The following is a 10,257-nucleotide window of genomic DNA, read 5'->3' as shown; positions in this document are numbered from 1 at the left end:
GTTTCTTAAACGTTGTATAGTTTTACTGCCTATCAATGATAATTCAGATAGTTTTTCAACAGTACATTTTTTTCGTTTCATATGTGCAACTAAAGTTTCTGAAAAGCTCATGGGTAATGATCTCATAATTTTCATAATATCTATTGCAGTATCTTTATAATCTTGTGCTCTTTTTTTACTTCATTGTTTTCATTTTCATCATAATTTATTTCTGCAATTTTATTGGAAATTAAACTCCTAAAAAGTAAATTTTCCGAATAATTTTGTAATCCATATTTATCATTATTCTTTATATCAAATTCAAAAATTAAGCAACATTCTTCCATATGTTCTCTTGCATAATCTGTTAATTTAGGCACTCCCGTTTCATCTAAGTTTATATACTTAGAATCATTTATGCAAAAATGGTTATCCACATAAATATAATTTCCTAGTTCAATTGTTTTTTTAAAGTTTAAATCCGTTGCATATAAAAAAAGAGCATCTTGGATTCCTATTGTGTATGTTTGTTTTCTTTTTAATGCTTTCTGTTCTGATATATAACTTGTTACATAATGGTTATCAATAAAAATATAAACTCCTTCTGCTTCATAATATCCTAAATCTAACATTCTAATCTTAGCAGCTAACTTTGAAACCCCAAAGAAGTCAGCTAATTCATATATCACAGATTCATATATATCTAATATTTTTCCATTTGGTAATAATTTTTTATTCTTTTCAATTAATTCTTCTATTTTTTCTTTTGTTTGTTTAGCTGGCATTAATATTCTTGGTGCTAAAACATTTGCTTGCCATTCCATTATTTCATATGGACTCCAAGCTTGAATTGGTTTTGAACTTTCATTTACATTACAAATTATATGTTGTTCATATTTGTTATATAACTTAATAAAGTCAAAATACTTCCTATGATATTCCCAATGAACACACTCATGTATTATTGTATTATTAACTGATCCTAAATTACGCATAAAATAATTTTTAGGGTCAACTACAATTGTTCCTTTTTTAACAAATCTTTTGGCATATACTTTCTTTTCAGTATCAAAATATTCAATTTCACAATCATCAAATACTATTTGTCCAAATGCCGTAGATGTTTTCGTTATATTTAAATTAATTAATTCAAGGCCCATACGTTCTACAATAACTTTTGGTAATACCTTCATTGGTTTTTCTAATGCTTCTGGATAATACTTTTTAAGAAATATTTCTGCAATATAATCTAATTGTTCTTTTTTTATAATTGGAATCAAATTTTCCGATGAACGAAATTTGATATTACTCCTGTTATTATCATATATTGATATATTAATTACATTAAACTTTTTTATCCCATCTTCTAATTCTGCCTCACAAGAAATTATAAACCACTGCTCTGCCTCACCAGTTCTCCTATTTCTTCTTACTGTTTCAGCAATTTTTAATTCAGCAGAAACAATTAAATCAAATATAATTAGATTTTCTGGTGAATCTATTATATCAACAGCATTAATTCTAAAATCATATAATTCTGCTTCGTCTGGAGATTTTACATGATAAGTACTACATTCTAATTTATCAGGATTATCTTCTACATAATTTGATAATCCCTTAAAAATTTGGTTATAAAACATACTTTCAATAAAATCTTTGAAAGAAGCTATGTTATTCATGATACGCCTCCTAAAATATTTATTTTACAATACATATATCTTTTATAACTATTAGATAAATTATAACATCATTTTACAGAACTTATAATCAAAAATTGTCGATTAATACAAATTTTTCTGATAATATAATTATTCCTTTTGCTGCAGAGCTTTTAGCTCCAATTGCTCTACTTAAAAATATTCATGGCCTTAATCCTACTATGCTCCAAGCCATGTGTAATGTTTCTGAGGAAGCTTCTATTTATATTTTTTATAATATTAAAAAGTATGGGCATTTAGATATGTATACTAAGGTTGAAGGTTTATTTATAGAGAGGTTTTTTGATTTTGTTATGACTGTAAGTTTCGGAGTGCAATATTAAAGGGTGAGTAGTTTGTCGCTACGCACCCTTTTGTAGATAGTTATTATTTACATTTATATTTTCCCAGATAAGCATTATTTAATTTTTAGACATAATTTATCCCACTCTAATATCATTTGCCTTTATTTTTTCAGGGAGTAAATGTGCTATCTATGTACTAAATTTTTTACGCTTACTTTGAATCGCTGTATCGACTTTAAAGAAAACACACGTAAAAAACGTGTGTCCAAACATTATATATGCAATTTGATATCATTTTGAAGCTTAATATTATTATGCCAGAAATTATATTCATCTAATTTTTGTGTTACTTGGTCATATACAGGTTTAGTTCCCGTTGGGTCCTTTATGGTAACCAACAAACAAAACTCTTGGCTTAGATTTGAAGATTCTATTTGAGCCTTTGTCTCTATGTATTCTCTAAATAATCCTCTTAAAGATAAAAACCACTTTTTATCTTTCGTTAGATATTTTACCTGATTTGACTCAGTCATTTCTGATAGATCAACCGCAAATTTTTTAACTGGATAATATTTATCTCCATATTGAATTAACAGCCTTTCTTTAAGTGCAAAATCATCAGCTTTATTTTTCATTTTTCGTTTGCTATAACAGCCTTCAAGAAGAAGATTCTTTGAACCATCTCTACCTACCGGATTAAGAATATTTTTTCTTGTAGTATCACGATCCTTTTTGGTATCAAAAGTTCCCATCTTAATATCAATATTTGACTGGCAGTACTCTGCTCTTTGTGAAGGCTCAAGTATTGGATTATATACGAGAGTTAAAATAATTTGTCCATTGTAAAAATCTCCATCAATTAAGCATTCTGGCATCGGAAAATCCATAATGTCTATGTACTCTCCCTTTGATATTTCGTCCCTAAGAATTAAAGTAACTTCATTGGGATCATTATAAAGTATATCCTTTACGCTTTGTGGTTTTCCAAATCCAACCTGATTAACCCTCTCAGCAATAGGTATTTTTAAATTTTCAGAATAACTGGCAGAATGCATAATTAATCCTTTTAATAATAAAGGATCAAAGTCTTCAGCCATTTCCTGATATAAAGCAGCAGCCAATGCTGTAATTCTAGGTGTTGAAAAACTAGTACCAATTGACTGGCATATGGAACCATTCAGCCCGAATGACTTAACTCCTGTAGTTACTATTTTCCCCTGATTATCAACTCCAGCGTTTCCGCCATAATGAACGATTTCTGGTTTAATTATAAATGATGGTCCTCTTCCAATTCTAGTAAATGGGGATGGATTATCTATTTCTGAAAAATCATTCTTTGATTGTTTATGTGCTATTGAACCAACAACTATTGATCTTACTGAGTCCGCTCCTTCATGTATTTTTCCTTTTGGATGACCAGTTAAAAAATTTGTACAATTTCCAGCTGATTTACATATTAAAACATTATACTCATCCTGTAAGGCATCTAAAGCGATAGCAAAATCAGAAAAGCTAAATTCATCCACTGGTCTTGCTATACTAATAGATAGGTTCCATATCTTTACACTTTTATGATACATTTTAACTGCTTCCTGGATATTTCTAATTAGTTCATCTTCACTTATACCCTCTTTGTTTGTATCAGGGAAAACACATGCATCTAGTATTTTGACGCCTACGCTTCCAACCCATTCCTGACCTTCAAGTTTGTCTCCATACAGAACTACCCCTGACACAAATGTACCATGGCTTTTATTTATATATTCTTCATGATATGCTGTCCATCGCTCTTTAATCAGCCAAGGCTTAAGGTGTGGAATATCTGCAATCCCACTGTCAAGAATACCAACAGTAACATATTCCTTTCCTTCTTCCGGAACCGAAATATCAATTACATCATCATTAGGTAGCATATCTAAAACTACCTTGTAAATTGGCATAGGTTCTATTGAAAAAACTGCCCCAAATGCTTCTTCATTTTTTATTTTTTCAAAAGTATCTAGGTCTACTGATTTAACATTATATACAATATGGTCAGTTGTATAATTTGTTTTATTCACTTGCAACCCTAATTTAAGCATTGAGTTCTCAAAATACCTTCGTATCGAATTATTTTGTTCGTAATTTTGATAATCTATTAATTTTAACTTATAGTCTACTTTGCCTTTCTTATCACTTTTTACAATAGCAGGTCTAAATCCTTCAATACTATCTATGCAAGAAAGGGCATATGCATATTTATCAGTATTTTGCAATCTTTCAATAATAACTTCAGTTTCCCGTGAACCTTCCAACTTAATAATAATCTCATCCGACTCTGCAAGTCCCAAAACATTATTGGTGGTACCAGTTCTAAATAAATTGCTTACTTCACGACGATGAGTTTTTGCAATTGCATCATCAATAATTTTGGCTTTAATAACAACTGGTACCAATGAATTGGCTTGTTCTTTTTTAAGTACCTCTTGTTTAAAAACCTCAATAGCACTAATAAAAGCTTTTGACTTTGATGCAAGTTGTTCTTCCTCAAGCACCCATTTAGGCATTTCATCTGAGCCACCAGCTTCAACTCGAAGATTATCAACTTCTCTTTTTGCAAAAATTTTATCGGTAATCTTTCATTAGGCATTATCATCCCCCCCTAAAAATATCATTCTACCATTTTTGAAATATCACGTATCTTTCTTAATGAAAAGTTATAGTTTTCATTCACTTCTTTATGTGTTATACCATGCTGCAACAAATACTTTATAAAATCATTTTCGCTAATGATTTTATGATTCTTATAAAGATAAATCTCCTGCAGTAAATCCCAGTTGTTTATAATTTCTTTTTTATTAATAATCGATTTCTTGATTGAGTTATTAATGACTGTCTTTACATCCGCATGGCTCATGCCCTCAAAAGCAGAAGCTACTTGTTCTAGTTTCTTCTCATTATCAAGTATATTACAGTTTGCATTTTTCATAAAATTCTTAATCAATAACATAATATCTTCTTTGTTAGGCTTATCCAAAGTTATGATCTTTGAAAACCTTCTCCATATAGCTGGGTCCAACAATTCATGATGATTTGTTGCAGCTATCAAAATACTATTTTCACTAAAATCATCTATATTTTGAATTAAGCTATTTACTACTCTTTTGAGTTCCCCTAATTCATGTTTGTCATCACGAAGTTTCGCCACTACATCAAACTCATCCAAAAATAAAATACATTCCCTTTTCGATGCAAAATCAAATATCTTCCTAATATTTTTTGATGTGCTTCCAAGCAAAGAAGAAACTAATCCATCAAGCCTAGCTGTTACAAGCGGTAATCCCGTCTTAAACGAAATATACTTAGCTACTGTAGTCTTCCCACATCCTGGTGGACCATATAATAAGAGCGAACTAACCATCTCAACTCCTGCACTCAATATCTCATCCCTTTTCTGGTAACTATCAATAAACTCAGTAATCTCATTTTCAATAAAGTTTTGTAATACTGGTTTTTCAAATGAAATGGGTGGGTAAAAAATATCGACCATATCCATACGGCTTTCAGTATCCACTGGTTTAGTGGAAAACTGATCCAAAGATACCATCCTTGTTTTTTTACTATCCAATACCGAACGTATTCTGTTTGAAAGAGATATATCTCCTTCTTTCTCTATGTTTTCAGCTAAAACCTTCGCATAATTATATACTTTTTCCTTATCTCCTAATATTCCACCCTCTATTATTTTAACAATTTCTGTATACATATCATCACTCCCCTAGTTAATTTTATAATATCATAAATGTGTATATGTTGTCAATTTATCTGTTACTAAACACGCTATTTATGTTATTATTGTTTTAGTTTCGTTATTTTTATACCATTTTCGTTATTGCAATATCATGTAAGTATTACTTTTATCCCAACTACTGCATTAAACAATTACAACCTCTATTACCTTCCGATAAAAAATTCATAAACGCTATAAAATAAAAAAACACCCGCAAGAAGGGCTTTGAACGTAAGCGTCAAAATTTTAGCAACTAAAACTTTTCTAAAAAAGGTATTAAAATATCCTAGTAAAGCAATAAGCTTTACTAGGATTATTTCTTTTCTTTAATTTTAATATCTTCAGGTATCTTATTTGACCAAGGCATAAGATTATCTAGGATATTAACATCTTTCATATCTATCTTTGATAAATTGTCAAATAAATATACTAAATACTTCTCTACAACTAAATTATTGGCCTTGGCAGTTTCGATAATGCTGTATATAATGCTACTTGCAACTGCACCTTTTGCAGTATTGGCAAATAAAAAGTTCTTTCTACCTATTACAAAAGGCTTAATTGCTCTTCCAGCAGCGTTATTATCAATATCTAAAGAGCCATCAAGTAAAACATTTTTGAGTCCTGGTAAATGTTTCTTAGAATAGTCTAGTGCCTTACCTTATGTGATATGGCTGCCATTCAAAAATCAAAAAGCCCTGATTCCTCAAGGCTTCTATCTATCGTATCAATGTATTGTTCAAATATGTCTAATGACGTTGATTTTGATACAAATCATTTTTGCATAGGTTTGTGAAATTTTACTAGGTTGGAAAATTCTGAAAAAGTCAAAATCATTTTTAAATATACAATATACTGTGCCGTCGAAAAATTTATCTACACTTATTCACTTTACACGGAATTTTTTTCAGTCTCGTTTGTTATTATTTTTACATATTTAAATAGTTACTATTTATTTTTTTCATCTATTTTATTTATTATTTCTTTCAAACTTTTGGCATTTTCAAATAATCCTTTTGTATCATCATTGTAGTAATAAACATCTAAATCATAATTGCTAATATTAAAATCATTCAATTTTTTATCACTTTTTATTAATATCTCCGATTGTTTAGAACTAGAAAGATAATAAATATCCTGGTTGTCAACAATTTCTTTTCTGAGTAAAAATATTTTTTGCATCCCTTCTTGATAATTACCTTTTATATCAGCAACATTATGCAAAAAAACATCCTTGTTATCAATTCTAATTCCTATAAATTTTCTTAATCTTAAATTTTCTCCTTTTTTAATAATTCCTTTTAAACATTTTATAACTTCTAAATCCATTTCTAACTCGATATTATACCCTGTTTCTCCTGTTCCAGTTTCAGCTTTTACATAAATATAATTTGGATTAATATTTTTAATTCTTCCAATGATAATTGTATCTGATTTACTAATCAAACTATCAAGTTTATCGTATACTTTTGATAATGTGTATAAATTATTTTTTCACAATTTTGTTCTTTTTCGTATTTGTTTTTAGTTGAGTTAAAAAAACGAAAGTCATATGTATAATATATAGTTAACAGAATTAAAATGCTTATATAGATTACTGATTTCTTAATTCTCATTTTTGAATCTCCCATTTATTCTAATTTAAATCGTATGAAGCCTTTACTCCATTAATATCATTAACTGTAGGCTGATAAGTAGTAATTTTATTAGCATATTCACTCATAACTGAATTTCTTGTATCGAAAAATCCTAGATCTGCCAATCCAAAGCAATGACCTATTTCATGACATATTGTAAACTCATAGACTCTATTTCGTTCAAAAATATCTGAATATTCATTATCTATAAAATTCGAATTAACCAAAACATGTATTGATCCATCATTTAAAAAACATGTAGAACCATATTCATCTTAAGGTAAACTCCAAGTATAAATCTGATATTTCTGACTATAATCAATATTTAATCTGTCTTTATCTTGCTGCAATTTAACAATTTGACCACTATTAGTATTCCAATAGTAAAAAGAATTATATGTTCTATCATATAAGTTTTTGTTTGTATCTCTCATTTCAAAAAAAGCTTCCGGTTTGTTTGGAATTTTTTCTGGCTGTAATCTATATGTAGCAGCAAATACTATTGTTGTAGACAAAAAAGTTATAAGAAAAAAATAATTATTTTATCGTTTACTTTTTTCATCATTTAACCTCCAATCACCTATTAAACATAAAATTTTTAATTTTTAAATTTCACTCCATAATTCATCAACCTGTTTTTCTTACATCTCTTTCTTTATATGCAAATTATTATTCATGTAAAAGTATGTGCGCAATGCGTAATATTACCATTTTATCCCTTGTCCGCCAATTCTGTTAATAATAAATTTCAAACTAATATCTAAATTATTCTACATTTATTCAACCAATAAAACCATTTTCACTTTTAAATTAAAAATCTAAATTCAGACTTATCTAAATAACAATAATTTTACATGTATTAAATTGTTAATTCAATAATTTTCAAAAAAAAATCACCCACAAAGCCAGCTGCAATATTAGCCAACCTTGCGGGTGTTATCTACCTTATTTATATATCCCATTCTACTTCCATTCCATCCTTAAATACAAAAGATATTTTCCCATCAACATTCATAACCACCTTATCCACTGTTCCAAGCCAAAGTTCCTCATCAAAATCTGTTATTAAATCCTCTCTTTGCTTAAGTTCCTTAATAAACTCTAAAATATTTTCCTTCTTGGCACTTTGCTCAAATCGTTTATCATTTATCCTTTCAAGTCCCTTTTTAATACTTTCATACTTTTCAACTAAAGCTTTGTACTTTTCTTCATATTCAGTTTGATTTAAAGCTTTATGAGCATTTTCCTCAACACAATTTCTAATCATTTCAGTAACTATTTCTAATTCATTTTGTAGCTTAATACTTTCCATATCAAGTTTTGAGGTATCTGTTAAGGTTTGTATTATATCTTCATAACCTCTTAATATTTCTTCCTTGTTTTCAATCAAACTATTAAATACCTCAACAAATGCCTTCTTTATTTTATCTTCATAAAGATGTGGTGTTTTGCATTTTTTCTCATTCTTAAATTTAGCATTGCACTGCCAGACTAATCTTCTATACTTATCATTAGAATGCCAAACCTTTCTGCCGTAGAAACTTCCACAGTCACCACATATAATCTTGCCTGAAAAGCAGCTCCATCTTGTTTTACAACTCTTTACCTCGATTCTTTTTTAAACTTAAGCTGGACTTAATCAAAAACTTCAAAGGCTTGACATTATTGTATAAAAATTTGAGTTTTTGTATTCAAGATATTAACATAAATGCAACAACAGCAACACAACAAAATAATGTATACATCTCAAGATAAAATTAAATCCTTTAACCACTGTTTTTCTCATGTAGTATGTCAAGTAGATTTTATCTATTTGTTTTTAGTATATTCATTTTTTTCTAATAAACTTATTATTTTATCTAGTTTATTTTCTATATCTTTTATTTTTTGGGATGCATATATTAAAACTAAAATAATAAAAATTACTGGTATTCCAAAATTTATCAAAACTGCAATATAATCAATAAAATTGCCCAATTATTACCTCCCCTTTCCCTTTCACTTAGATGTTATAACATCTTAATATGAAAATAAAACTTGTCCTTCTCCTGCATAAAACGTTGTGCTAAAAAGAACATCCCACGATATAGTAACACCACTTATCTCAACAGTAATTCTTCCCCTTCCACCTACAATTGCATATGTTCCATTGTTTGAAGATACCCAAGAATCTCTTTGTTCATAACTTTTTAATGTTAATCCTATGTTAGATATTCTTGAGTCAATGTTATTTATTGACTCAATATTTTTACCAAGTGGATCTTCATAGCATGTATATCTAATCATTATAGCAAGTGTATAATTATAATTTTTGTTATTAATATCTTTATAGCCTGTATAATATTTAGTTACAAGCCTCTCATATAAACGTCCATCTTCTGCCATAGGTTTAATATATTTTTCAAAATCTAACCTTTCATTATAATTTTCTTTTGTTTTATTTTCAATGGTTATTAAATCTTGACGTTCACTCATTGCATAATTAATAATATTTAATAATTCATTAACATCAACTTTTGAAATATCGGTTATTTCGACATCAATCCCATTGTTTTTTGCACTTTCGACAATTTCGTAAATATTTGTATTTTCAACTTTTCCTAATAGCATCTTTTGGTTTGACCTTTGATTAAATTCTGCTGCTGATACTATACATGGTTTATAAAACATCCCAACAATCAAAATTAATGCCAACATGCAACTCCAAATTTTTTTCATTTTGAAACCTCCTTTAATTTTTTGGTATTGTCAAAAGTTTTAGTATTCTATCAATTCTATGACGTAGATTTTTTATTTTTTCTTCACTCCTCCCTTCGTCAATATTCTAAATTAAACCAAACCTCGAGTTATTACCTACTATTACCATTTTA

At 28.6% G+C, this 10,257-nt stretch carries 11 protein-coding genes and 1 pseudogene; 1 reads left to right on the top strand and 11 read right to left on the bottom strand.

The features are described 5' to 3' along the window. Positions 1-140 precede the first annotated feature (140 nt). The gene (locus Q428_RS12795; RefSeq protein WP_051515167.1) at positions 141-1,658 is read right to left on the bottom strand and encodes an ImmA/IrrE family metallo-endopeptidase; all 1,518 of its coding nucleotides are present in this window, start codon (positions 1,656-1,658) and stop codon (positions 141-143) included. Between the two features lie 95 nt (positions 1,659-1,753). Between Q428_RS12795 and Q428_RS12790 the strand changes: the two genes are divergently transcribed. After that, positions 1,754-2,020, top strand: coding sequence for a hypothetical protein (locus tag Q428_RS12790; protein WP_035381543.1), 267 nt, complete (start codon positions 1,754-1,756; stop codon positions 2,018-2,020). A gap of 233 nt (positions 2,021-2,253) precedes the next feature. On the opposite strand, the gene Q428_RS12785 is transcribed toward Q428_RS12790, so the two are convergent. The 10 genes and pseudogenes from Q428_RS12785 to Q428_RS12760 all read right to left on the bottom strand — a co-directional run bounded on the left by Q428_RS12785 (position 2,254) and on the right by Q428_RS12760 (position 10,105). After that, positions 2,254-4,527 carry a S8 family peptidase gene (locus Q428_RS12785; protein ID WP_084478366.1) on the bottom strand — a complete coding sequence of 758 codons (2,274 nt, stop codon included), beginning with the start codon at positions 4,525-4,527 and terminating at the stop codon, positions 2,254-2,256. 104 nt (positions 4,528-4,631) lie between these two features. Next, positions 4,632-5,726 (bottom strand): AAA family ATPase, encoded by a 1,095-nt coding sequence (locus tag Q428_RS12780; protein WP_035381540.1) that lies wholly within the window; start codon positions 5,724-5,726, stop codon positions 4,632-4,634. Positions 5,727-6,063: 337 nt separating this feature from the next. Then, positions 6,064-6,225, bottom strand: coding sequence for a transposase domain-containing protein (locus Q428_RS16120; RefSeq protein WP_423219597.1), 162 nt, complete (start codon positions 6,223-6,225; stop codon positions 6,064-6,066). 473 nt (positions 6,226-6,698) lie between these two features. Then, positions 6,699-7,196 carry a hypothetical protein gene (locus tag Q428_RS12775; protein WP_035381538.1) on the bottom strand — a complete coding sequence of 166 codons (498 nt, stop codon included), beginning with the start codon at positions 7,194-7,196 and terminating at the stop codon, positions 6,699-6,701. Positions 7,197-7,386: 190 nt separating this feature from the next. Then, positions 7,387-7,614: a zinc metalloprotease gene (locus Q428_RS12770; protein WP_035381536.1), complete on the bottom strand. Its 228-nt coding sequence runs from the start codon at positions 7,612-7,614 to the stop codon at positions 7,387-7,389. 48 nt (positions 7,615-7,662) lie between these two features. Beyond that, positions 7,663-7,902, bottom strand: coding sequence for a hypothetical protein (locus Q428_RS15260; protein WP_152539136.1), 240 nt, complete (start codon positions 7,900-7,902; stop codon positions 7,663-7,665). Between the two features lie 434 nt (positions 7,903-8,336). Continuing rightward, on the bottom strand, positions 8,337-8,777 hold the full coding sequence (locus Q428_RS12765; protein WP_051515166.1) for a hypothetical protein: 441 nt from the start codon (positions 8,775-8,777) through the stop codon (positions 8,337-8,339). Positions 8,778-8,795: 18 nt separating this feature from the next. Beyond that, positions 8,796-8,951, bottom strand: a pseudogene (locus Q428_RS16110) (recombinase zinc ribbon domain-containing protein); the annotation flags it as partial. Between the two features lie 245 nt (positions 8,952-9,196). After that, a complete protein-coding gene (locus Q428_RS15515; protein ID WP_161633632.1) occupies positions 9,197-9,364 on the bottom strand; it encodes a DUF4083 family protein in 168 nt (55 codons plus the stop codon). A 42-nt stretch (positions 9,365-9,406) separates the two neighbouring features. Beyond that, positions 9,407-10,105: a hypothetical protein gene (locus Q428_RS12760; RefSeq protein WP_035381534.1), complete on the bottom strand. Its 699-nt coding sequence runs from the start codon at positions 10,103-10,105 to the stop codon at positions 9,407-9,409. Between the last annotated feature and the right edge of the window lie 152 nt (positions 10,106-10,257).

It is taken from the genome of Fervidicella metallireducens AeB, from assembly GCF_000601455.1.
GTDB classification, from domain to species: domain Bacteria; phylum Bacillota; class Clostridia; order Clostridiales; family Caloramatoraceae; genus Fervidicella; species Fervidicella metallireducens.
Note: the sequence above shows the minus strand (reverse complement) of the source record. Positions and strands in the feature narration are given on the sequence as shown.